The organism is Sphingomonas sp. LY29, assembly GCF_035593985.1.
GTDB lineage: Bacteria > Pseudomonadota > Alphaproteobacteria > Sphingomonadales > Sphingomonadaceae > Sphingomicrobium.
The window spans coordinates 660,820-683,644 of the sequence record NZ_CP141587.1 but is presented as its reverse complement, the minus strand read 5'-3'; the positions used below and the strand labels follow the sequence as shown (position 1 = coordinate 683,644).

Below are 22,825 nucleotides of genomic sequence, written 5' to 3'. Positions count from 1 at the left end.
CGTAGGTCGGCGATCAAATTCAACTAGAGACAGGAGCAATGACCATGGACGCCAAGACCAGCGGAGCCCCCGAAGGCTGCCCGATGAAGGGATCGAAAATCCGGTCGTTGCTCGGTCGCACCAACCGCGACTGGTTCCCGGATTCGCTTCCGCTCGACATTCTGTCTCAGAACGGTGCCTCGCCCGATCCGATGGGCGACGATTATGATTACGTCGAAGCCTTCAACAAGCTCGACTATCAGGCGCTGAAGAACGATCTCGTTGCGCTGATGACCGACAGCAAGCCGTGGTGGCCGGCCGATTACGGACATTACGGCCCCTTCTTCATCCGCATGGCGTGGCACGCCGCGGGCACCTATCGCACCGCCGACGGTCGCGGTGGGTCGAGCAGCGGTCAGCAGCGCTTCGCCCCGCTCAACAGCTGGCCGGACAACGGCAACCTCGACAAGGCGCGTCGCCTGCTTTGGCCGATCAAGCAGAAGTACGGAAAGCACATCAGCTGGGCCGACCTGTTCATCCTGACCGGCAACGTCGCGATCGAATCGATGGGCGGGCCGGTGTTCGGCTTCGGCGGCGGCCGCAAGGACGTGTTCGAGCCTGAGCGTGACGTCTATTGGGGCGCCGAGGAACAGTGGGTCGCCGCCGAAGAAACGCGAATCCAGCCCGACCGCGAGATGGAACTCGAGCATCCGCTCGCCGCGATCCAGATGGGCCTGATCTACGTCAATCCGGAGGGTCCGGGCGGCGTTCCCGATCCGCTCCAGTCGGCGCGCGACATCAAGATCACGTTCGAGCGCATGGCGATGAACCATGAGGAAACCGTCGCGCTGACGGCTGGCGGCCACACCTTCGGCAAGGCGCACGGCGCTGGCGACGCCAGTTTGGTCGGCGATGCCCCCGAAGCCGCGGACATCGCGCTGCAGGGTCTTGGCTGGACGAGCGGCTTTGAAAGCGGCCTCGGCGAGCACACGATCACCAGCGGGATCGAGGGCGCGTGGGTCAACACGCCGACGGAATGGTCGGAAAATTACTTCCGCCTCCTCCTCGACTATGAGTACGAACTGGTCCGCAGCCCCGCAGGTGCGCAGCAGTGGCAGCCGATCAACCAGAAGGAAGAGGACATGGCCCCCGCGGCGCATGACCCTTCGAAGCGCGTGCCGACGATGATGACGACCGCCGACATGGCGCTCAAGGTCGATCCGGAATTCCGGGTCATCTCGGAGAAGTTCCGGAACGACCATGAAGCGTTCAAGGATGCCTTCGCCCGCGCATGGTTCAAGCTGACCCACCGCGATATGGGACCGAAGATCCGCTACCAGGGCCCGGAAGTTCCCGCCGAAGACCTGATCTGGCAGGACCCGATCCCGGCCGGCACCATGCCGTCGGATGCCGACGTGTCGGCGTTCAAGTCGAAGATCCTCGACGCCGGCTTCAGCATCGGCCAGCTGGTGAAGACGGCGTGGGCCTCGGCGTCGACCTATCGCAAGTCGGACCATCGCGGCGGCGCCAACGGTGCGCGCATCGCGCTGGCCCCGCAGAAGGATTGGGCGGTCAACGAGCCGCAGGAACTTGCGTCGATCCTGTCGAAGATCAACGATCTCCGCGGTTCGCTCTCGCTCGCTGACGCGATCGTGCTTGCCGGTACCGCGGCGGTCGAAAAGGCGGCGCGCGACGCCGGTTATTCGGTCGACGTTCCGTTCACCGGCGGTCGCGGGGACACGACGCAGGACCTGACCGACGCCGACAGCTTTGACGTGATGGAACCGGCGGCCGATGGCTTCCGCAACTATCTGAAGACCAAACATTCGGTGAAGACCGAAGAGCTGTTGCTCGACCGGGCATCGCTCCTCGGCCTGTCCACCCCGGAACTGACGGTGCTGCTCGGAGGCCTGCGCGTCCTCGGCGCCAATTATAAGGATGCGCCGGAAGGCGCGTTCACCACGCGCAAGGCACAGCTGACCAACGATTTCTTCGTCAACCTTCTCGACAACGACACCTTCTGGGAAGTCGTCGACACCAGCGCCGACGAGGAATTCATCGGCTACGATCGTGGCGGTCGCCAGGAAAAGTGGCGCGCGACGCGCACCGACCTGATTTTCGGGTCGAACAGCCAGCTTCGCGCAACCGCCGAAGTCTATGCCGAGAAGGGCAACGAAGAAAAATTCGTTCGCGACTTCGTCAAGGCGTGGACCAAGGTCATGAACGCCGATCGCTTCGATCTGCAATATTGATTGAGTGGGGGCGGGTGGCGCGATGCCACCCGCTCTTCACCCGGCCACCGCCATCTCGCGGAGCGTGTCGGCCAACAGGCGAAACTCTTCCTCCCGTGGGCTCGATTTCCGCCACACCAGCGAAATCCGGCGGAAGCCGCTGTCGGACTTGAGCGGCCGAGCATCGACTGCCGTCCCCTCCAGAATCCCGGCACGGATCGCTATTTCGGGCACGAACGTCAGCCCCAAGCCATTGTCGACCATCTGCACCAGCGTGTGCAAAGACGTGCCTAGCATCGCCGCCTCGGCACGAAGCTCCGGCCGGTTGCACGCCGACAGCGCCTGATCCTTCAGGCAATGCCCGTCTTCCAATAGCAGCAGTCGCTGCTCGTCGATCGACGCGGCGGGGACCATCGCCCCGTCCGGCGCTTCCCCGCGCGGAAAGGCGACGAACAGGCGGTCGTCGAACAGTGCCGAATGATCCACGTCGCCGCACGCGTAGGGCATCGCCAGCAGAACGCAGTCGAGTTGCCCCCGATGAAGCGCATCGCAGGCCGCCTGACTTGCCTCCTCGCGAAGAAACAGACGCAGTCGCGGCCATTCGATCCTGACTTTTGGCAGCAATGCCGGCAGCAGGAAGGGAGCGATCGTCGGGATCACACCCATGCGCAATTCGCCGGTGAGCGGCTGTCCCTCGGCGCGGGCCATGTCGGCCAGTTCCTCCGCCTGGCGAAGCACCTTTCTGGCCTTGTCCGCAATCCGCAGACCGAGCGGGGTGAAGCGCACCACGCGGCGGGTTCGTTCGACGAGCGGGGTCCCGATCAGCGTCTCAAGCTCGCGAAGGCTGGCGGACAGGGTGGATTGGGTGATGAAGCAGCTTGCCGCGGCGCGAGTGAAATGACCGTGGTCTTGCAGCGCGACCAGATATTGAAGCTGGCGGATCGTGGGGAGGTGCGTCGACAAATCACATTTCCAATCAATCGCCCGCTTTTAAAAGAAACTGGCGATGATGGAAACGGTCAGAAAATCGAACGGTACAGCGCGTAACCGCTCGTCAGGCTGAGTACGATGCCGACAAACGTAAGGAGCTTGTCGGGGTCGACCTTCTTGGCGACCAGCGCGCCGAACGGTGCGGCAATGACGCCGCCGATCAGCAGCCCGACGGTCGCAGTCGTAAACGCAGCCCAGCCGAGCGTCGCGATGAAGGTCGCGGAAATGGTGATCGTCAGGAAGAATTCGGCGGTGTTGACCGTGCCGATGACCTTCCGCGGATTGCCGCCCTGAACGAGCAGGTTCGACGTCACGATCGCACCCCAGCCACCGCCGCCAGCCGCATCGAGGAAACCACCCGCCAACCCCAGCGGGGAGACCACCTTGGGCTGCTTTTCGGTGTGGCGATGCATCGCGCCCCGGTAGAGCAGGTAGAGGCCCAGCGCAGTGAGGTAGGAGAGCACAAACGGCCGCGCGACATCGGCCTTGATCTGAGTCAGCAGGTAGGCGCCGACGACCCCGCCGATCACGCCGGGGATGACGATCCGCGCGAACAGCCGCCAATCGACGTTGCGATGGGCGACATGGCTGATGCCCGAAACGGCGGTGGTAAAGGTCTCGGCGGTGTGAACGCCTGCGGACGCGGCGGCTGGCGGAACGCCGAGGGTAATCAGGAGCGTGCTGCTGATCTGGCCGAACGCCATTCCCAGCGCGCCGTCGATCATTTGCGCCGCAAACCCGATCAGGATGAACGGGACGAGCACCGCAGGATCGAGAAGGAAATCTACCGTGATGAGGCTCGCTCCGCCCGTTCTCTCTCGATTTCCCTGCCGCAATTGCTGCGCCGCGGCAAGGCGGGACGACGCACCGGCGTTTCGCTTTGCCTTTTCATTCGGCTTGCCACGACCTAAATTGATGACAGGCCGATGGGGCCGCTTTGGGAGCCCAGCTGCGTGGCATCGTCGTTTATCGCCTATCTCGATTCCGTGAAGTCCCGCGATCCGGCGGCGCGATCGCGATGGGAAGTGCTTCTTTATCCGGGCGTGCTCGCACTCGGATTTCACCGTGTCGCGCACTGGCTCTACGGCGGGAAGCTGTTCTTCCTCGCCCGCTTCGTGAACCACCTGTCACGACTGTTGACGGCGATCGACATCCATCCCGGCGCGACCATCGGCGCGCGGTTCTTCATCGATCATGGTTTCACCGTCATCGGCGAAACCGCGGACATCGGCGACTATGTCACCATCTATCAGAATGTCACGCTCGGCGGGACCAATCCATCGACCGGCGTTGGCGGCAAGCGCCATCCGACGTTGAAGTCGGGTGTCGTCATCGGCTCGGGCGCCCAGGTCCTTGGACCGATCATCGTCGGTGAGGGTGCTCGTGTCGGCGCGAACGCCGTGGTGACCAAGGACGTCGTGCCTAATGGGACCGTCGTCGGCATCCCGGCTCGACCCGTGCCGGTGGACACGGTCCACTACAGTCCCGGCTTCGTCCCTTACGGAACGCCCTGCGGCGAGAATTGCGATCCGGCCTATGCGCGGATTGCGGAGCTGGAAGCGCAACTTCAGACCATTGCGAAGCAGATGTCCGACCTCGAAGCGCGGAACCAGCCGGCGCCCAAGGCCAAGAGCGCTTGAGCGTCGTCACCCCGTTTCCGGGGCCGAAAGACCGTAATCAGGTCGCCGCCTTCGACCGGCAGGAATTGCAGCGCATCCTCGACCTTTACGGACGGATGGTCGCTGCCGGGCATTGGCGCGATTACGGACTGTCGTTCCATCCCGACGTCGCGATCTTCGCCGCGTTTCGCCGAGCGACCGAGCGGCCCGAGGTCCGCATCGAAAAACGCCCCCGACTTCGGTCGAAGCAGGGGGCGTTTGCCTTGATCAGTGAACATGGCGCGGTGCTCAAGCGGGGCCACGACCTCTACGGCGTGCTTGCCCCGCTCGAGCGCCGGCTCATGCGGCTGGTTGAGGACTAGGCGCGACGCGGTCGAGCAACGGCAGCCGCGACTGCAAACCGGCCGGAAGCCGATCGACCACCATCCGCCGTCCCTGGTGCCAGAAGGCCGACAGCAGCAGCAGTGCTGAGCCGATCACCAGCGCGGTCAGCGCGATGTTGAGTTCGACCGCGCCCACCTGCTCGAACAATGCGCTGAGCGCGTAGAGCACGTAGGCCAGCGCCGACACGAGGAGGGCGCGACGATCGACCGCGAGCGCGGCAATCCCGAGCACGACGTAGAGCGCGACCACGATGAGGCCTTCCCCGATCGTGGCATTGCCGTCGTTCAGGCCGAGCAGCGTGAAGACGGGGTGCACGATCATCGGCGCCGCCAAAAGGTGGAGCCAGAAAGCGACATCGCTGCGCCGCGTCACGCGCGCCGGATCCGACGAGTCCCAACGCATTGCGAACAGGAACATGCCGACGCCGAGCAGCAAGGTGAAGCCGAGCATGACGTTGCGAAGGTTGCCGACCTGCTCCGCCAGCACCGCTGCCACGATGGCGAGGAAGATGCCGACCACCGCAAGCGCTCCTGCGGCGACGGTCACGGGAACGCGGAAGCGATTCCAGTGGACCCACGCTGCGGCCCCGGCAATCGCGAAGGCCAAGGCGGCCAGTCCGCCGACGAGTGCCTTTCCTGCAGCTTCGTTGTTGCCAAATGTTGTTTCGAGGCGCTCAGGACCGACGACCGACAACATGGCCTGGGCTTCGATCAGGGCCACCGTGGAGAAGACTGCGAACACGAACGAAAAGACGAGCAGGATCGAGGGGAGCGCCATCCGGCGCCTTGCGGTGAAGAACAAGGCCAGGCCCCAGGACGTGGCAGCGACCGCTAGTGGTGCGAGGAAGCTCGGACCTTCGCGACCTCCGTCGGTCGCGATTAGCCCCATGGCCTGACCGATAGCCTGGCCAATCCATCCGACCGCGAACAGCAGGATCGCCGCGGCGATGGACACGAAAATATCATTGAACCCGGTGATCAGCCGGAAATGCTCCTCGTCGACCGCGGGCAGCGAACGCCGCCCATCGACATAGGAACGAAGAGAGGCGGCGGCTTCCGGGCTGAACGCACCGGCGGCCACCGCCTCGTCGAGATCATTCTGGGTATACATGGACAATAACCCCCTGTGAGGCCCTAAGGCTGTCACAGCTGTATTATTGTGTCAATACACCCAGGGTGTGAATGGCCGGCGCCCGATCAGGGGGTGGGAGGTGGCGCCGGCCAACTTTGTATTAGCGGCAGCGGCTACGCGAGCGGCTGCGTTCGACCTGACGGCCTAGGAGGGCGCCGGCCGCAGCGCCGACGATGGTACCCGTCGCGCGCTCACCGCGCGTATCGATCGCGCGGCCGATCAGGGCGCCGCCGGCGGCGCCGACGATCAGGCCGGTCGTGCCGTTGCTGCGCTTGCAGCGAAGACGACCCTGGCCGTCGCGCCACGTCTTGCCGTGATAATAGCCGTCGCTCTGAGCCAGCGCGACTGCCGGCAGGGCGGGAATGGTGAGGGTAGTGGCGGCAAGTGCCAGCATGAACCTCTGCATGATAAAACTCCTAATTCTTCATTCTGTTCGTCACTTCAACGCGACGACCTTGCCGCTTGTTTCATGAACCTTGGACAACATGCCAAGCGGCATTAACTAGGATCGACATTATTAACGACGAACGGTTCGTCGTCGGGTGGCAGAAGACCTTTTGGTATGTGCAATCTTTACACGATGACTGCGACCGTCGACGAAATGCGGCGACTATTCGGTCCGTTCGAGGGCGATCGGGGAAATCTTCCTCCCTTCGACGAAATCTATCCCGGGCGCCCTGCGCCGGTGCTTCGCCGTGGAGAGGCGGGCGACCTGAAGCTCGACAGCATGACGTGGGGATTTCCGGGCCCGGCGGCGGCCAAGGGACGGCCGATCACCAACGTCCGCAATCTCGACAGTCCCTTCTGGCGGTCGGCGCTCGATCGACCCGACCGTCGTTGCCTGGTTCCAGTTACGCGCTTTTGCGAGTGGACGCAGGTTGCCGACCCCGACACCGGGCGAAAGCGCAAGGTGTGGTTCGGGCTTCATGAAGAGGTGGACCCGCTGTTTGCCTTTGCGGGGCTGTGGCGGCCGGGTGAGGGTGGGCCGTTCATGGCCTTCCTGACCTGCGACGCGAATCGTGTCGTCGGCGACATCCATCCCAAGGCGATGCCGGTGATGCTGAAGCCGGCGGACGCGATGCAGTGGCTTGACGGCAATCGCGCCGACGCCTGTGCTCTTGCACAGCCTTATGCGGACGCCGACATGAGGATCATCGAACCCGCCGCCTGAGCGGCCCCAAAGGAGAGTCGCACATGGCGAAGGACAAGACCAAGGCGGAAAAGCCGAAGACGAAGGCGAAGAAGGCCGACACCAAAGGCAAGGCCAAGAAGGCTTCGGCCAAGATCAAGGACAAGGGCCACAAGGGCCTCGATGCGGTTGCCAAGCTTGCCGATCATCCGCTGGTCGTCGACCTGATCGCGATCGGCGCGACTGCTGCCGTGGCAGCACTCGCCGAACGTGGCGGCGCGACCAAGGCCGCGGCATCGGCGCGGTCGTCGTCGACCGCGCTGAAGGCCGCAGGCACGGCTGCCGCCAATGCGATCGGCAAGCGGCTGATGACCGAATTCAAGGCGGTCAAGGACAGCGCCGCCGACGCAAATGCGAAGCGGAAGGTCTAACTGGCCTGGAACAGGGTGATCCGGGCGCGACCCACATCGCGCTCGGCATCCAGCCGCCAGCCTTCGGGCGCTTCGACGACCTGCTTGCGCTCCGTCTCGATCGCGACCCAACCGCCGGGCGCGACCCATTGCGCCTTGGCGATCGCCGTGGCCGCAGCGGTGCCCGAGCCGTCCGCATAGGGCGGATCGGCAAGGATGAGATCGAACGGTGCCGACTTCGGCAAGGCGAGCGCGGAACCTCCGCGGATCGTGCCGCGCGTCAAAGCGCCCAGCTTTTCCAGATTTGTCTCGATCGCCTTGATCGCCGCGCGGTCCTGCTCGACAAAGGTCGCCTCGGCCGCACCGCGCGATAGCGCCTCAAGGCCAAGCGCGCCGCTTCCGGCAAACAGGTCGGCAACGCGCAGACCCTCGAAATCGCCGACCCGGCTGATGAGCATCGAGAACAGCGTCTCGCGCGTGCGATCGGCGGTGGGGCGGGTATCCTGCCCCTTGGGTGCGACGAGCGGCCGCCCGCGCCACGCGCCGGCGATGATCCTCATTTTAGCGTCTGCCGGAAACGATTGAGGAGGTCGCGCGGCACCTCGTCGACGTCGCCCGTCTGCAGCGGTTCGAGGGTAAAGGGGCCGTAACTGGTGCGGATCAGGCGCGAAACCTGAAGGCCAAGGTGCGCGAGCACGCGGCGGACTTCGCGGTTCTTGCCTTCGGTCAGCGCCATCTCGATCCAGCAGTTGCGACCGGTCCGCCGCTCGAGGTTCGCGTTGATCGATCCGTAGCGCACGCCCTCGATCGTGACCCCCTCGGCCAGTTCTTCGAGCTGGTCCTGCGTCACGTCGCCGAACGCCCGCGCGCGATAGGTTCGCACCACGCCGCTGCTCGGCAATTCCAGCTGACGCTTCAGCTCGCCGTCGTTGGTCAGCAGCAGCAGACCTTCCGTCATGAAGTCGAGGCGGCCGACCGGCATGACGCGCGGCAAGCCCTCGGGAAGTCGATCGTAGATCGTCGGGCGTCCCTTGGGGTCGCGCGCGGCAGTTAGCGTCGCCTCGGGCTTGTTGAAGCGGAACAGGCGCGCCGCGGCGGGCGGCCTTACCGGCTTGCCGTCGACGGTCACGCCTTGGAGGCTGGTCAGCACAGTCGCCGGCGTCGTCAGCACGTCGCCATTGATCGCGACACGGCCTTCCTCGATCATCCGTTCGATGTCGCGGCGCGAGGCGATCCCGGCGCGTGCGAGCAGCTTGGCGATGCGCTGAGGCCCGTCGTCGCGGGCCGGGCCGGGCTTCGGGCCGCGGGGCGGCTGCGCGCCGCGTGCATCGCGTCGTCCCTGGCGCGGCACCGGCGGGCGCTTCGTTCGTTGCGAGGTCATCTGGTTTTTCCTACGGGGGTCACATGCTGTTCGGGAAGCGCACTCGCGTCGTCAAGCGCATCCTCATCGTCGAAGACGAACCGCTGACCGCGTTCGACAATGAAAATATGATCGGCGACGCGGGTTATGAGGTCGTCGCGACCCATGACAGATATGCCGATGCCGAGGCAACGCTGGATCGCGAACAGGTCGATTTGATCCTGTCGGACGTGCGCCTGAGCGGCGAGCGTAGTGGGATCGATGTTGCCAGGCTGGCCAAGCAGCGCGGCATCCCCGTGTTGTTCGCAACCGGAATGGCGCCCGACGACGCGGCCGACCTTGCGATCGGCTGCCTGCTCAAGCCGTATAACGAGCGGACCCTGCGTCAGGCGCTGAAGGCCGTCGACCAGCATTTGGCCGGGGAAAAGGTCCGCCCGCCCAAGGGGCTGATCCTCTACGCGTTCGAGGCGAGCTGAAGCGCCTCGTCGACGCGCTCGTGGAAGCGGGCGATGCCGTCTTCCAGCGTGCCTAGCTTCACCTCTTTCAGCTCGCCCGACATCAGGCCGCGCTGACAAAGCTCGGCCGCATGGAAGTCTTCGCCGCCGAAGGTGCCGCCGTCGAGCAGGTCCCAGCTTTTCTGCCAATGCGCCTCGGCGTCGTTGGTCATCGGCGCTTCGGGGATCAGCATCACGTCCTCCACCAGCGTCCGCCCGACCGACTGCGGCATCGCGATCAGCAGGTTGATATAATCCGGGCTGACGATCACCACCGATGCCGGAAAGATCTGGTAGGTGAAGGTCACTGCCTTGCGCAGCGACCGCCAGTCGTCGCGGTCAATGTCGGCCAGATAGGCCTCGCGCCCCACCGCCGCGCGCTGGTGCGGGCCGATCGTGTCGGCGACGGTGATGCCGTCAGCGAAGAAGCTGGCGATGGTCGAGGCGTGCAGCCGCTGGACATGATAGCTTTCGAGGAAGGCATCGATGACCAGCTTCCAGTTCGCCGTGACGTCATGCGTCTTGCGGCGATAGAGGTGCAGGTCCTTCATCCCGAACGCGTCGAGATCGGGTGCCAGTCGCTCGACATCGCGGAAGTCGGCATTGTCGTTGCGAGACCACCAGATCAGCCCGCCGGACTCGATGCTGGCGAATTCGCGCAGGCCATGCTCGCCCTTGTCGAAACCCGGGAAGCATTCCGCCCGCGGCATGCCGGTCAGCGTGCCGTCGGGCTTGTAGGCCCAGGCGTGATAAGGACAGACGATGCGCTTGGCGGCGTGCGCCTCGGTGCTGTCGATCAGCCGGGTCCCGCGATGGCGGCAGACGTTGGCCATGACGTGCGCACGCCCATCGGCATCGCGGCTGACGATCAGGGGCGTGCCGTAATCGTCGTGCGCGACCGCCGTGCTCGCAAGGGGGAGAAGAGCGGACGGCGCCAGCAAATGCGGCATCCGCTCGAAGATCGCGCGTTGCTCCATCTCGAAGCGAGCCGGATCCGTGTAGCTCGTCGCAGGGATCGTCTGGATGCCCGATCCCAGCGCCGATTCTCCCCGTGCCAGCGCCTCCGCCAGGGCGAGTTGGCCGGGGGTGGGGCGAAGGATGTTGGCCAGTTGATCCATATCAAGATGGTGCGTCTTCACCGTCTTCGTTGCAAGGACGAACTGAACGGCTTCGTCGCCGAATTGCGACCATCCCCCTTTCGCCGGCGATGGACGCTGCTAGGCTGGGTGAAAGAAGCGTGGGGGAGTGCACGATGGCGGAAACGGTAGCGGCGGAGATCGAGGGTCGCGGCAAGTGGTGGGACGGCATTCGTCCCTACTTCGAAAAGGCCCCGCTCGCCGCGCTGTTCCTGGGTGTTTCCTCGGGCTTCCCGTACGCGATGATCGGCGCGACGCTGACCACGCGTCTGTCGCAGGACGGTCTCGACAAGAAGAGCATCACCGCCTTCAGCCTCGCCTTCCTCGTTTATAATCTGAAATTTCTCTGGGCATGGGTCGTCGACGGCGTCCGCATTCCGATCCTTCACCGGCTGGGCCAACGCGTGTCCTGGTTGCTGCTCACGGGCGTGGCGGTCATGGCTGCCGTCGCCAATCTTGCGTTCGTCGATCCTTCGGCCAGCTTGCTTTACACCGCTTATGCGGCGGTTCTGGTAGGTGTGGCCGGTGCCACCTTCGACGTCGTGATCGATGCCTACCGCATCGAAATCCTGGAACCGCGTCAGCTCGGCGTCGGATCAGGCATGATTCAATACGGTTGGCGGATCGGATCAGTCGCGGCGGGCGCACTGGCGCTCGTCCTTGCCGCGCGTGTCGGATGGGAACTGGCCTATCTCGCCTGCGCGGCCTTCGCGCTCCCGGCGATGCTAACCGGCTTGCTCTACGGCGAGCCCAACCGGCATCGTGAGCCGAAGGAACGGCGCGGCATGGGGGAGGCGGTCAAGGCGGTCTACGGCCCCTTCGTCGAATTCTTTCAGCGGCAGGGCGCCTTCCTCGTCCTGCTGTTCATCCTGCTCCACAAGATCGGCGACACGCTTGGCCAGCTTACGCTTCGCCTCCTGCTCGACGACATGGGCTACACCAATGACGAAATCGCGATCTACGACGTCGGCTTCGGTTTCTGGGCGTACCTGATCGGCATCTTCATTGGCGGCGTGATGTATTCGCGGCTCGGCATGAAGAAGTCGGTGCTGATCAGCCTGATCCTGATGGCAGTGTCGAACTTCAGCTTCGCGCTTCTCGCGGGCGCGGGCCACAGCAATGCCGGTCTGGCGGGCGCGATCGCGTTCGAGAATATCGCCAGCGGCATCGGCGGCGTCACCGTCATCGCCTACTTCTCGGCGCTGTGCGACCTGCGCTTCACCGCCTCGCAATATGCATTGATCTCGGCGGCGGCGAGCATCGTCGGGCGGTTCCTTACGGGCACGACCGCAGGCTCGCTCGTTGAATCGATGGGCTATGTGAATTTCTACCTGCTGACGACCGTCGTCGCCTTCCCCGGCATCATTCTGTTCTGGCTGATGATGCGCTCCGGACTGGTCGATTCTTCGATCGGCTCGGCGGGTACGGTCGGCGAAGGCGATGCCCGCGCCGCCGATCCGGACTACGAGTTGTCCGAGCCTAATCCGGCGCCGATCCGTTGAGGGTGAGCGCCTCGCCCGCGAGGTAGAGCGAGCCGAATACGAGGACACGGGCCGGGCTGCGCTGCGCGGTTAACGCGTCGGCCAGTCCCTGGTGCGCGGTCGCCGGCAGGCCCGACGCCGTCGCAATCGCGACCAGTTCGTCGGGCGATCGGCAATCATGGCCTTTGATCGGCAAGGTTCGCACCGCCTTGGCGATGCCGCGGAACGGCGCAAGCACGCCTTTGGCATCCTTCGCCTTGAGGCTGGCGAACAGCAGGACCAGCGGCAGACCGTCGTCCCATTGCCTGGCTGCATGATCCGCGATGATCCGCGATGCCGACGGATTGTGCCCTCCGTCGATCCACAATTCGCTTCCGGGCGGCAACATCTCGAGGAGCGGGCCGTCATTCAGCTGCTGAAGCCGGGCGGGCCACTGTGCCCAGCCCATCGCGGCCACCAGTGCCGACTCGGGGACCGCCAGCCGCTCCTGATGCCGCAGTATCGCGACCGCTAGCGCGGCATTGAGCAGTTGGTGGCGACCGGGCAGGCGGGGCAGGGGAAGGGTCAGCGTGCCCATTTTGTCGCGGTAACGGATGTCGTCGTTCGAGGAATCGACATCCCAGCCCGTGCCGCGCGGAATCACTAGCGCACCGGCTTCCGCCGCGACGCGCGCGATCACCGCGCCGACGGCTGTCGGATAACGCATCGTCACGAGCGGAACGCCAGGCTTCGCAATGCCGGCCTTTTCCGCGGCAATGTCGGTCAGCCGATTTCCAAGAAAGCTTTGGTGATCGAGCCCAAGGCTGGTGATCGCGGTCATAAGGGGGCGTTCGATGACGTTGGTTGCGTCGAGGCGCCCTCCGAGTCCCACCTCGACGATGCACGCGTCGGCTGGCGTTTCGGAGAAAGCCAGGAACGCCGCTGCCGTATTCACTTCGAACAGGCTGGCGCCGATATCGTCATTGGCGTCGAGCACACGGCTCATCGTTGCCGCCAGCAAATCATCGTCGATCAGCCGGCCGGCGAGCCGGATGCGCTCATTATAGCGGACGAGGTGCGGGCTGGTGAAGGCGTGGACCTGATGCCCGGCCGCCTCCAGCGCCGCGCGCAGAAAGGCGCTGGTCGATCCCTTGCCGTTGGTTCCGGCGACGTGGAAAACGGGGGGCAACAGATCCTGAGGCCGGCCCAGTTTCTGAAGCAGTGCGGTGATGCGTTGCAGGCCAAGCTGATCGCCGTCGGCGGCCTGCGTCGCCTGCCTAGCCAGCAAAGCGACTAGTCGCGGATCGGTAACCCGCACGACCTCTCGGATCACGCCGCCCGCCGACCCTTCTCCTGGCGCGGCGCGAGGTAGCTAATCAGGCGGCCAAGACGATCCTTCAGCGCGTGGCGATGGACGACCATGTCAATCATGCCATGCTCCAGCAGATATTCCGCGCGCTGGAAGCCATCGGGCAATTTCTCGCGGATCGTCTGTTCGATCACGCGCTGTCCGGCGAATCCGATCAGTGCGCCAGGCTCGGCAATCTGCACGTCGCCGAGCATGGCGTAGCTTGCCGTCACGCCGCCGGTCGTCGGGTCGGTGAGCACGACGATATAGGGAAGACCCGCCTCGCGCAGCTTGGCCAGCGCGACGGTCGTGCGCGGCATCTGCATCAACGACAGGATCCCTTCCTGCATACGCGCGCCGCCGGCGGCAGTGAACAACACGTAAGGGCACTTGCGCGCGATCGCCTTGTCGATCCCGGCGAGGATGGCGGCGCCGACCGCGACGCCCATCGACCCGCCCATAAAGGCGAAATCCTGCACGCCGACCACTGCCAGATGACCTTCGATCTTCCCGACCGCATTGATCAGCGCGTCGCGCTCGTTGGTGGCGGCACGGGCGGACTTGATGCGATCCGAATAGCGCTTGGTGTCGCGAAACTTCAGCGGGTCTTCGCGGACCTCGGGGCTGGGCAGCACTTCATATTTCTGCCGGTCGAACAGCGCATCGAAACGGATCGTCGGGCCGACGCGATCGTGATGGTCGCAGCGCGGGCAGACGTAAACGTTGTCGGCCCACTCCTTGGTGAAGACCATCGAGCTGCACTTGCGGCACTTGTGCCACAGATTGTCCTCGCTCTGCCGCTTGGTCAGCGACTGGATGCCATTGCGGACACGGGACAGCCAACTCATCGAAACACCCTCTCTTGCTTGCTCGCGCCCTAGGCTCGGCGGTCGGGCCTGTCCACTTACAGTGTGGCGGCAATCGCCCGCAACGCCGCGGCAGGATCGTCGGCGCCGGTGATCGGCCGACCGATGACAAGCATCGACGCGCCCTCGTCGATCGCCTGTCGCGGAGTCATCACGCGCTTCTGGTCGCCGACGGTCGCATCGGCGGGGCGAATGCCGGGCACGACGAAGTAACCGTCGCTCCACGCCGCACGCGCAGCCGCGACTTCGTTGCCGCTACAGACGATCCCGTCCAGCCCGGCCTCTCGGGCCAAGGCCGCCAATCGCTCGACATGTTGGTGGGCGGATCCGGTCACGCCCGTCGCCCGGAGATCGTCCTCGTCCAGGCTCGTCAACATCGTCACCGCGATGACCTTCGTCCCGGCGGGAGCCGCGGCCTTCGCGTCCTCCAGCATCGCCCGGCCGCCCGACGCGTGGACGGTGAGCACCGCCGGTGTGATCGGCGACAAGGCCTGGATTGCCTTGGCGACGGTGTTGGGAATGTCGTGCAGCTTCAGGTCAAGGAACAGCGGCACACCGAGTTTCGCAAGGTCGAGCACGCCCGAGGGGCCATTGCGGCAGAAGAATTCGAGACCGAGTTTCAGGCCGCCGGCTTGGTCCTTCAGCACTTCCGCCAGCGCACGGGCTCGATCGAGGTCGGGCGTGTCGATCGCGACGAAGATTGGGCTGCGGCTCATTGGGGGTTCACCGCTGCATCGGGGGTCGGCACTGCCGGTACCGGCGCCACCAACGGCCGCTCGGCCAGCGCGAGCTTGCGTTTGAGGGCCCACACGCGTCCGCGAAGGACGAACCATGTCGGCAGGAAGCCGATCAGGAACAGCACGGCCATCAGGATCGGCAGTTTAATGTCCGCCTGAAGGTTGCCCCACAGGTTCACGGTCACGTCGTTCCAATTGCGGTTGGCGAAGATCGCGAGCGATACTGCGACGACCACCCAGAATATCGTCTTCAGAAAGTTCATCGATGCCCCTCTTGGCGTTGCGGCCGCTCTAGGGGAGCCGACCGACAAACGCCAGATGCGTGGCGTTCGGCGCTCCATCGCATCGTCTCACCGCAGCGGGATTCGCGCCCTGTTGAGCATCGTTCGCGGTGACGCCACAGAGGGGACGGGGAGGCTGCGTCATTCATTGAAACAGCAATTGATCGTGGGGCTTGGCGCCGCGGCGCTGGCCGTTGGCGCGCTGGCATGGGCCAAGCCATTCAAGGAAGAGCCAAAGCCGATGACGGCCGAGGCGGCGAAGCTTGCTACCAACGCGCGGATCAGTGCGCAGCTGTCGCTGGTCGCGCCGTCGAACCGTCGACGCATCGACTATGCACGCCTGGACGAGCGACTGCAGCGGATGGCGGCCAAGCCGACCATGGTCGGAATGGCGGTCGGCATCGTCGAGGACGGGCGCATCACCTTCCTCAACGGCTATGGCGAGACCGTCGCCAAGTCGGGCGAAAAGGTCACGCCGGAAACCGTATTCCGCTGGGCGTCGGTGTCGAAGGGCGTCGCCTCGACGATGGTCGCCAAGCTGGCCGAACAGGGCAAGCTTAGCCTCGACCAGCCGGTCGCCGCTCTGGCACCCTCGCTTCACCTTCCCGCCGGCAACGAAGTTCGCGCGACTGTCGGAGACGTACTGTCCCACCGGCTCGGCCTCTATCGCAACGCATTCGATAACAAGCTGGAGGAGGGGCAGGACGTCACCTTCCTCCGCCGGACGCTTTCCAGTCTCAACAGCGTCTGCAATCCAGGCACCTGCTGGAGCTACCAGAATATCGCCTATGACGCGGCGAGCGAGATCGTCACCAAGTCGACCGGGGTTCGATACCAGGACGCGGTCGAGCGCGAATTGTTCTTTCCGCTCGGAATGACGTCGGCCAGCATCACTCGCGATGGCCTCGTCAGCTCGAAGAGTTGGGCGCGGCCGCACAGCGTCGGGCGGCGCGAGCTCGAGGTGAACGAGAATTACTACCGCGTTCCCGCCGCGGGCGGGGTGAACAGCAACATCAAGGACATGACCTTGTGGATGCTGGCGCAGATGGGATCGATGCCCGGCGTGCTCAGCCCGCAGCTTCTCAACACCATACACGAACCGCGCGTTGCGACCCCCAACGAACGGGGCCGGCTCCGCAAGTTCCTCGAACGGCTTGCCGATCCGCAATATGGCTATGGCTGGCGCACCTATAATTATGCCGGCCACCGGATCATCGGCCATCGCGGCGGGGTGAACGGCTATCGTTCGCTAATCCTGTTCGATCCGTCGATGAAAAGTGGCGTCGTCGCATTGTGGAACAGCAATACTTCGCAGCCCGGCGGCCTCGAATTCGAAGTCATGGACATGCTTTACGGCCTGGAATTTCGTGATTGGATGGAACTCGATTCCGCCCATCGACGTGCACCGGTCGCCCCCGAAGCGATCGATAGTCTAGCCAGTCGCAAGGTCGGCGGCGAACGCATCGCAGCGGCACTTTAGCCCCAAAATTGCTATTTGGGCGCATTGCGCCTAGGGTAGCGGGGCTACCAGTCGCATGACGTGGGTTACCAGGCGGTGCGTCCGCCTTTCCTTCCAATCAGCCGCTTCTAGCTTTTTAAGCGGCTCGGCGTTCGGGCCGCCGTGGAAAGGATAAATCCATGATTCAAGGCACCGTAAAGTTCTTCAACGAAACCAAGGGTTTCGGCTTCATCACCCCCGACGAGGGCGGCAATGACGCATTCGTGCACATCAGCGCGGTGGAAGCCGCCGGCATGCGCAGCCTCGCTTCGGACCAGCGCGTTTCGTACGAACTGGCACCGGACCGTCGCGGCCGCGAGAGCGCGACGAACCTGAAGGCGATCTAACGCCGGCTGGCCCGCTTTCCGATCGGAGAGCGGGCCGCCTTTTCCCATCCATTCACGCGGGAGCGCGCCTATGTCTAACCAATCGGATTTCTACCTCGCCCGCGCTCTCGAAGAGCGGACGAAGGCCGATGCCAGTGCGCTTGCCAATGTTCGCGACGGCCATCTTCGCGCCGCCGCCGCCTGGGATGCTCTCGCCTCGCGCTCGGTCAAGGCCGACCGGATGCGCGAAGAGGAAGAGCGCCGTAAAGCCGAGGTCAAGCTCGCCGGCGACTCCGTCCCCGCTTACTAGACTTCCTGAGCGGCGAGATAGTCTTCCAGATCGCTGCTTCCACCGATCCGCTCGCCGTCGATCACGATCTGCGGGGTCGTGGAGGCGCCAAATTCTTCCTTCGTCCGCTCGACTTCGTCGCGGGTCGACAGGATCTTGTCCTCCACCTCATACCCTGCAGCTTCGAGCATCTGCTTGGCTTTCACGCCGAACGGGCAGGTGTGGTCGGGCAGGACCATCCGATAGAGCGTCGCTTGCTTGTCGGCCATCATCTTATCCTTTGATTTTGGAGCGGCAGCCTGCCGCGTTCCTTTCTCCAGCGCTTCGCGAACGCGACCGTTCCATCGCGCGGGCGCTAACGACTCCTTAGGCTTGGGCATGCAGCATCGCGTCCGGCAGTTCTGGAGCATCGATGTCCGACGACCGTTCCCTCACCACATTCGTTATGGCGGCGACAGGTGCCATGGCCTGACGACGTGCCCGCGGCCGACGCCATCGGTGCGCTCGATCCGGTCGCCATGCTCGTCGATGGAGCGCGGCAGAGTTGTGGAATCCGCCGAATTTCGTCGCTCGGAACGACCATCCGCGGTTTTTCCGCCCGCGAGGCCGGCGACCCGGTCACGATCGAACTCGCCACCGGTCAGCGCGCGGCGGGGATCGTCGATTGGGCCGCTGGCGGCGAGGCGGGCATTCGCTTTCGCCAGCCGATCGACATGATCGCCCTGCTCAATCGCAAACTGGTCAGCCAGCCGGGCGAACGCCGCACCATGCCCCGCGTCGAACTGCGCTGCGCGGTCGGCGTGAAGTGGGGCGCCAGCGTGGCCGCGGCTACTCTGCGCAACATATCCTCTGGTGGTCTCCAGGTGCAGGGCGACGGACTGCCCCCGCGCGACACCTTCGTGTCACTCTTCGTCGACGGCCTTAACGTGCCGGCCGCAGAGATCGTCTGGCGAAAGGGGGATCTCGCGGGGATCGAGTTGATGGAAGAACTCAGCTGGTCCTCGATCATGCCTTGGGTGCGTGAAACGATGCGGCGGACCGCGGGCTGACGCTCACCCCAGGCTGACGAAACTGTCGAGCACGCGCTTGCGCCCCGCCTTTTCGAAGTCGATCTCCAATTTGTTGCCTTCGATCGCCGCGATCAGGCCATATCCGAACTTGCCGTGGAAGACGCGCATCCCGACCTCGACGTCGTCACGGCCCTTGTTGCCCAGGCTGACCGCGCTCGCCCGCGCTTCGATCACGCGCTGCGGCTGGGTCGAGAAATTGCCGCCCGATGCGCGCTGCCATCCGGGACCTCGCGTTGCCGCGCGGGTCGATTGCGCGGCGGCGAGATGCGCGAAGGGATCGCCATGCTCGCTCCACTGCGCACGCCACAGGCTCTCGCCGCCCGACATCGTCGTTTCCTCGTCAATATGCTCCTTGGGCAATTCGCCGACGAAGCGGCTCGGAATGCTCGACGTCCACTGGCCGTAAATGCGGCGATTGGCGGCGTGCAGGATCGTCGCTTTGGCCCGAGCCCGGGTGATCGCAACATAAGCGAGGCGGCGTTCTTCCTCGAGGCTCGCCAGCCCACCCTCGTCGAGCGCGCGCTGCGACGGGAAGACGCCTTCTTCCCAGCCGGCAAGAAAGACGACCGGAAATTCGAGACCTTTCGCGGCGTGGATCGTCATGATCGTGACCTTCGGCTCGCCGCGCGCCGCGTCGTTGTCCATCACCAGGCTGACATGCTCGAGGAAGGCGCCGAGCGTCTCATACTCCTCCATCGCGCGCGTCAGCTCGGTCAAATTCTCCAACCGCCCCGCCGCTTCCGCGCTTCGCTCAGCCTGAAGCGCGGCAGTGTATCCCGATTCGTCGAGCAGCAACCGCGCCAGTTCGGGATGCGGCAATTCGTTCGCCATCTGGCGCCAGCGCGCGATGTCGCCGACGAAGCGGCCTAGGCTGCTCCGCGCCCGCGCCGGAAGCTCGTCGCTGTCGAGCAGTTGCGCCGCCGCCATCAACAGCGGCTGTCCGCTGCGCCGGGCGAAACCGTGGATCGTCGCCACCGCCTTGTCGCCAAGCCCGCGCTTGGGGACGTTGACTACCCGATCGAAGGCAAGGTCGTCCGCCGGCTGCGCCACCAGCCGCAGATAAGCGAGCGCATCGCGGATCTCGGCGCGTTCATAGAAGCGGAAGCCGCCAACGATCTGGTACGCCAGCCCGATCGCGATGAAGCGCTCTTCGAATTCGCGCGTCTGGAACTGCGCGCGGACCAGGATCGCGCAATCGTCGAGCGATCCGCCGCTGCGTTGGTGGTTTTCGATCTCCTCGCCGACGCGCCGCGCTTCCTCGGGCCCGTCCCACACGCCGATCACCTTGACCGGATCGCCGGCGTCGACCTCGGTCCACAAGGTCTTGCCCAATCGCCCGCTATTGTTGGAGATCAGGCCCGTCGCGGCGCCCAGAATGTGCGGCGTCGATCGGTAATTCTGCTCGAGCCGGATCACCGTCGCGCCCGGAAAATCCTTTTCGAAGCGAAGGATGTTGGCGACTTCCGCGCCGCGCCATGAGTAAATCGACTGGTCGTCGTCGCCGACCACGCAGATGTTGCGCCGCGGCTCGGCCAGCAGGCGCAGCCAGTCGTACTGGCTGGCATTGGTATCCTGATATTCGTCGACAAGGATGTAGCGGAAGCGATCGCGATAGCTTTCGAGCACGTCGGCATGGCGCTTGAAGATCACCAGCATGTGCAACAGCAGGTCGCCGAAGTCGCAGGCGTTGAGCGTCTTCAGCCGCTCCTGATAGGCCGCATAGAATTCCTGGCCACGCCCGTTGGCATAGCCCTCGCTCTCGGCCGCGTCGATTTCCGCCGGGGTCCAGCCACGGTTCTTCCACCGATCGATCAGCCCCGCCAGCTGCCGCGCGGGCCACCGTTTCTCGTCAAGGTCGGCGGCGGTGATCAGCTGCTTCAGCAGGCGCAGCTGGTCATCGGTGTCGAGGATGGTGAAGTTCGACTGCAGCCCGACCAGCTCGGCATGCGTGCGTAGCATCCGCGCCGCGACGCTGTGAAAGGTACCGAGCCACGGCATCGATTCGATCGCGCCGCCCGAAATCTTCGACACGCGCTCGCGCATTTCGCGCGCGGCCTTGTTGGTGAAGGTCACCGCCAGGATCTGGCTCGGCCACGCGCGGCGAGTCGCGATGATGTGCGCCAGTCTCGCGGTTAGCGCGGCAGTCTTGCCCGTGCCCGCGCCCGCCAGCATCAGCACCGGCCCGTCGGTGGTCAGCACCGCCTCGCGCTGCGGCGGATTCAGGCCGGACAGATAGGCAGGCTCGGGCGAGAGGGCAGGGGATTCGGGCACCGAAGCGAGGTAGGCACCGCGGAACAGAAGGGCAACCGTCGATATCGCGGACTTATGCGCACTATCCCCGTTATCCACAGGCAAAGCGATGCTTTTTCCGCTTTGAGCGACTCGGATCGAGGTTCATAAGGAATGGGTGATCGGGACGGATGTCCCAGCCTCTTCGGAAAGTCGGCAACGACCAGAAGTTGAGGATGGGCTGAAGGTCCGATCTCCACCGGATGGCGATGAGGAGGAACTTCGGTTCCAAGTCGGACCAACCGGAAGAGGCGCCGGAAGAGCCAGTCTTTCTAGCGCGAAAGCGGTGTCCCTCGGGACGCAGGCACGCGAAAGGGGATTGGTCCAAGAAGGGCCGCGAAAGGCAAGGAACCCGTCTTCGGATTGGGATCCATGTTCGGACGCGACGCCTGAGCTGGTGAGCCAGGATCGAGGAGCGGAAAGACCTTCGGGTCGGTCAAGCTGACGAACACCGGCATATCCTTCGCTCGGCGCAGATGGGGGCTGGCAGCAATGCCGGCCCCCATTTCTCGTTGTGGCCCCGCAGGCTCCGCCCCCCGGTTTCGGTTGAGGCGATCGCCTCCCGCTATGTTTCCCCGCTTTTGCTGATACGCTGTCGCCACCGTCCGTCGCGAGGAGCAAGTCGAATGCGCGTGGTGACTTCCTTGATCATGGCCGCAACGCTGGCCGTCCCCTCCGCCGCCCACGCCCAGCGTGCTGGGCAGTTGATCTCTGCCACGCCCGTCCAATCGACCCCCGCCGGCATGCAGGCGTGGAGGATCAGTTACTCGACGAGCACGGGGAAGGGGCAGCCGCGGCAGGTGACGGGCATGGTCGTCGCGCCGCGTGAGGCCATTCCGCGCAATCCCCGCAACGTCCTGGCCTGGACGCACGGCACGTGGGGTGTGGCCAGCCGGTGCGCGCCGTCGCTTAGCGCCAATTTCTGGAACGTCACTCCGGCACTCGACGCGGTGCGTCAGGGTTACGTCGTGGTCGCGCCGGACTACCCCGGTCTGGGTAGCAACGGCGTCCATCCCTTCCTCGTCGGGGTCGACAGCGCTCGTTCGACGATCGACGCGGTGCGCGCGTCGCGCTCGATCCAGGGCGCGGCGGCGGGGCGGCGCTATGCGGTATGGGGCGAAAGCCAGGGCGGCCATGCGGCGCTATGGACCGCTCAGGTAGCGCGCAACTATGCCAACGACGTCACGCTGGTCGGCGCGGCGGCGGCGGCACCACCGACGGACTTGATCCAGAATTTACGCCAGAGCCTCAACCGCAACGTACGGACGTTGTTCACCGCTTTCATCGGGCACAGCTGGGCGAACCATTATGGCGCTAGCCTAGCTACCCTCGGCGGGCCGCAGACGCGTGGCCTGATCACGCGGCTCGCGGAGAATAATTGCATCTCGCTTGAGACGAAGCCCCGACTGTCGACGATCGCGGGCATCCTCGTCCTGCAGCGCAACCTTCGCAACGTCGATCTCGGCACGCGCCAGCCGTGGTCGCAGCTCGCCCGCGCCAACAGTCCGACCCGGGCCAATTTCGGTGTGCCGCTGTGGATCGGCCAGAATCCTGCCGACGACCTCGTCGCACCTGCGGTCACCCGGTCGCATGCGCGCGCGCTGTGTCAGTCCGGCGCCCGGCTCACGTTCGCGTCGATCAACGGTGCCGGCGGTCATGCGACAAGTGCGAAGGACAGTGCGGCGCAGACGCTGGCGTGGATCGGTGACCGCTTCGCCGGCCGGCCCGCGCCGCGCAACTGCTCGGGCGCCTGACGCAAAAGGGGCGGCGGCCACCTCGGCCACCGCCCCTTTCTGTC

Annotated in this window: 26 protein-coding genes; 13 read left to right on the top strand and 13 right to left on the bottom strand. The window is 64.9% G+C overall.

Annotated features, from left to right (window positions below; all coding sequences use genetic code 11):
* The first annotated feature begins 44 nt into the window (after positions 1-44).
* Positions 45-2,231, top strand: coding sequence for a catalase/peroxidase HPI (gene katG / locus SH584_RS03395; protein ID WP_324808565.1), 2,187 nt, complete (start codon positions 45-47; stop codon positions 2,229-2,231).
* A gap of 36 nt (positions 2,232-2,267) precedes the next feature.
* On the opposite strand, the gene SH584_RS03390 is transcribed toward katG, so the two are convergent.
* Both SH584_RS03390 and SH584_RS03385 read right to left on the bottom strand, forming a co-directional pair.
* Complete coding sequence (locus tag SH584_RS03390; RefSeq protein ID WP_324808563.1) at positions 2,268-3,173, bottom strand: hydrogen peroxide-inducible genes activator; 906 nt, start codon at positions 3,171-3,173, stop codon at positions 2,268-2,270.
* 56 nt (positions 3,174-3,229) lie between these two features.
* Positions 3,230-3,925: a sulfite exporter TauE/SafE family protein gene (locus SH584_RS03385; RefSeq protein WP_324808561.1), complete on the bottom strand. Its 696-nt coding sequence runs from the start codon at positions 3,923-3,925 to the stop codon at positions 3,230-3,232.
* Here SH584_RS03385 and SH584_RS03380 point away from each other — a divergent pair, their 5' ends adjacent.
* From SH584_RS03380 to SH584_RS03370, 3 genes are read left to right on the top strand one after another with little or no spacing between them, the layout of a single operon-like run.
* Entirely contained in the window at positions 3,926-4,111 is a 186-nt protein-coding gene (locus tag SH584_RS03380) for a hypothetical protein (protein ID WP_322842457.1), read from the top strand.
* Between the two features lie 42 nt (positions 4,112-4,153).
* Complete coding sequence (gene epsC / locus SH584_RS03375) at positions 4,154-4,840, top strand: serine O-acetyltransferase EpsC (protein ID WP_324808559.1); 687 nt, start codon at positions 4,154-4,156, stop codon at positions 4,838-4,840.
* A complete protein-coding gene (locus SH584_RS03370; protein ID WP_322842455.1) occupies positions 4,837-5,181 on the top strand; it encodes a DUF2794 domain-containing protein in 345 nt (114 codons plus the stop codon). The genes epsC and SH584_RS03370 overlap by 4 nt, the downstream gene beginning before the upstream one ends.
* Here SH584_RS03370 and SH584_RS03365 read toward each other — a convergent pair.
* Positions 5,159-6,313, bottom strand: coding sequence for a hypothetical protein (locus SH584_RS03365; protein WP_324808557.1), 1,155 nt, complete (start codon positions 6,311-6,313; stop codon positions 5,159-5,161). The genes SH584_RS03370 and SH584_RS03365 overlap by 23 nt on opposite strands.
* A gap of 121 nt (positions 6,314-6,434) precedes the next feature.
* Positions 6,435-6,740 (bottom strand): glycine zipper 2TM domain-containing protein, encoded by a 306-nt coding sequence (locus tag SH584_RS03360; RefSeq protein WP_322842453.1) that lies wholly within the window; start codon positions 6,738-6,740, stop codon positions 6,435-6,437.
* A gap of 156 nt (positions 6,741-6,896) precedes the next feature.
* Here SH584_RS03360 and SH584_RS03355 point away from each other — a divergent pair, with 156 nt between their 5' ends.
* Complete coding sequence (locus tag SH584_RS03355; RefSeq protein WP_324808555.1) at positions 6,897-7,505, top strand: SOS response-associated peptidase; 609 nt, start codon at positions 6,897-6,899, stop codon at positions 7,503-7,505.
* Between the two features lie 23 nt (positions 7,506-7,528).
* Entirely contained in the window at positions 7,529-7,894 is a 366-nt protein-coding gene (locus SH584_RS03350) for a hypothetical protein (protein WP_324808553.1), read from the top strand.
* On the opposite strand, the gene rsmD is transcribed toward SH584_RS03350, so the two are convergent.
* Positions 7,891-8,433: a 16S rRNA (guanine(966)-N(2))-methyltransferase RsmD gene (rsmD, locus tag SH584_RS03345; RefSeq protein WP_324808551.1), complete on the bottom strand. Its 543-nt coding sequence runs from the start codon at positions 8,431-8,433 to the stop codon at positions 7,891-7,893. The genes SH584_RS03350 and rsmD overlap by 4 nt on opposite strands.
* On the bottom strand, positions 8,430-9,254 hold the full coding sequence (locus SH584_RS03340) for a pseudouridine synthase (RefSeq protein WP_322842449.1): 825 nt from the start codon (positions 9,252-9,254) through the stop codon (positions 8,430-8,432). Before SH584_RS03340 ends, rsmD begins: the two co-directional genes overlap by 4 nt.
* A gap of 23 nt (positions 9,255-9,277) precedes the next feature.
* Between SH584_RS03340 and SH584_RS03335 the strand changes: the two genes are divergently transcribed.
* Positions 9,278-9,709, top strand: coding sequence for a response regulator (locus SH584_RS03335; RefSeq protein ID WP_322842448.1), 432 nt, complete (start codon positions 9,278-9,280; stop codon positions 9,707-9,709).
* On the opposite strand, the gene SH584_RS03330 is transcribed toward SH584_RS03335, so the two are convergent.
* Complete coding sequence (locus SH584_RS03330) at positions 9,688-10,845, bottom strand: aromatic ring-hydroxylating oxygenase subunit alpha (RefSeq protein WP_324808548.1); 1,158 nt, start codon at positions 10,843-10,845, stop codon at positions 9,688-9,690. The two genes, SH584_RS03335 and SH584_RS03330, sit on opposite strands and share 22 nt — an antisense overlap.
* Positions 10,846-10,979: 134 nt before the next feature.
* On the opposite strand from SH584_RS03330, the gene SH584_RS03325 reads away from it, so the two are divergent.
* Positions 10,980-12,365, top strand: a complete 1,386-nt coding sequence (locus tag SH584_RS03325; protein ID WP_324808546.1) for an AmpG family muropeptide MFS transporter — start codon at positions 10,980-10,982, stop codon at positions 12,363-12,365.
* On the opposite strand, the gene SH584_RS03320 is transcribed toward SH584_RS03325, so the two are convergent.
* The 4 genes from SH584_RS03320 to SH584_RS03305 are packed head-to-tail and all read right to left on the bottom strand — an operon-like array spanning position 12,343 to position 15,537.
* Positions 12,343-13,653 (bottom strand): bifunctional folylpolyglutamate synthase/dihydrofolate synthase, encoded by a 1,311-nt coding sequence (locus SH584_RS03320; RefSeq protein WP_416385165.1) that lies wholly within the window; start codon positions 13,651-13,653, stop codon positions 12,343-12,345. The two genes, SH584_RS03325 and SH584_RS03320, sit on opposite strands and share 23 nt — an antisense overlap.
* Entirely contained in the window at positions 13,653-14,519 is an 867-nt protein-coding gene (accD, locus tag SH584_RS03315; protein ID WP_322842444.1) for an acetyl-CoA carboxylase, carboxyltransferase subunit beta, read from the bottom strand. The genes SH584_RS03320 and accD overlap by 1 nt, the downstream gene beginning before the upstream one ends.
* 56 nt (positions 14,520-14,575) lie before the next feature.
* The gene (gene pyrF, locus SH584_RS03310; RefSeq protein ID WP_324808541.1) at positions 14,576-15,253 is read right to left on the bottom strand and encodes an orotidine-5'-phosphate decarboxylase; all 678 of its coding nucleotides are present in this window, start codon (positions 15,251-15,253) and stop codon (positions 14,576-14,578) included.
* Positions 15,250-15,537, bottom strand: coding sequence for a LapA family protein (locus tag SH584_RS03305; protein WP_324808539.1), 288 nt, complete (start codon positions 15,535-15,537; stop codon positions 15,250-15,252). Before SH584_RS03305 ends, pyrF begins: the two co-directional genes overlap by 4 nt.
* A 166-nt stretch (positions 15,538-15,703) precedes the next feature.
* Here SH584_RS03305 and SH584_RS03300 point away from each other — a divergent pair, with 166 nt between their 5' ends.
* The 3 genes from SH584_RS03300 (at position 15,704) to SH584_RS03290 (ending at position 17,689) form a co-directional block, all read left to right on the top strand.
* On the top strand, positions 15,704-17,035 hold the full coding sequence (locus SH584_RS03300; RefSeq protein WP_324808537.1) for a serine hydrolase domain-containing protein: 1,332 nt from the start codon (positions 15,704-15,706) through the stop codon (positions 17,033-17,035).
* A gap of 158 nt (positions 17,036-17,193) precedes the next feature.
* Complete coding sequence (locus tag SH584_RS03295; protein WP_322842440.1) at positions 17,194-17,400, top strand: cold-shock protein; 207 nt, start codon at positions 17,194-17,196, stop codon at positions 17,398-17,400.
* Between the two features lie 70 nt (positions 17,401-17,470).
* Positions 17,471-17,689, top strand: coding sequence for a hypothetical protein (locus SH584_RS03290; RefSeq protein WP_322842439.1), 219 nt, complete (start codon positions 17,471-17,473; stop codon positions 17,687-17,689).
* Here the strand turns inward: SH584_RS03290 and SH584_RS03285 are convergent.
* Positions 17,686-17,937, bottom strand: coding sequence for a glutaredoxin domain-containing protein (locus SH584_RS03285; RefSeq protein WP_324808534.1), 252 nt, complete (start codon positions 17,935-17,937; stop codon positions 17,686-17,688). The two genes, SH584_RS03290 and SH584_RS03285, sit on opposite strands and share 4 nt — an antisense overlap.
* A gap of 207 nt (positions 17,938-18,144) precedes the next feature.
* Here SH584_RS03285 and SH584_RS03280 point away from each other — a divergent pair, with 207 nt between their 5' ends.
* The gene (locus SH584_RS03280; protein ID WP_324808532.1) at positions 18,145-18,717 is read left to right on the top strand and encodes a PilZ domain-containing protein; all 573 of its coding nucleotides are present in this window, start codon (positions 18,145-18,147) and stop codon (positions 18,715-18,717) included.
* 3 nt (positions 18,718-18,720) lie between these two features.
* Here the strand turns inward: SH584_RS03280 and SH584_RS03275 are convergent, their stop codons facing one another.
* Positions 18,721-21,009 carry an ATP-dependent helicase gene (locus tag SH584_RS03275; protein ID WP_324808530.1) on the bottom strand — a complete coding sequence of 763 codons (2,289 nt, stop codon included), beginning with the start codon at positions 21,007-21,009 and terminating at the stop codon, positions 18,721-18,723.
* Between the two features lie 644 nt (positions 21,010-21,653).
* Between SH584_RS03275 and SH584_RS03270 the strand changes: the two genes are divergently transcribed.
* A complete protein-coding gene (locus SH584_RS03270) occupies positions 21,654-22,781 on the top strand; it encodes an alpha/beta fold hydrolase (protein WP_324808529.1) in 1,128 nt (375 codons plus the stop codon).
* Positions 22,782-22,825: the final 44 nt, after the last annotated feature.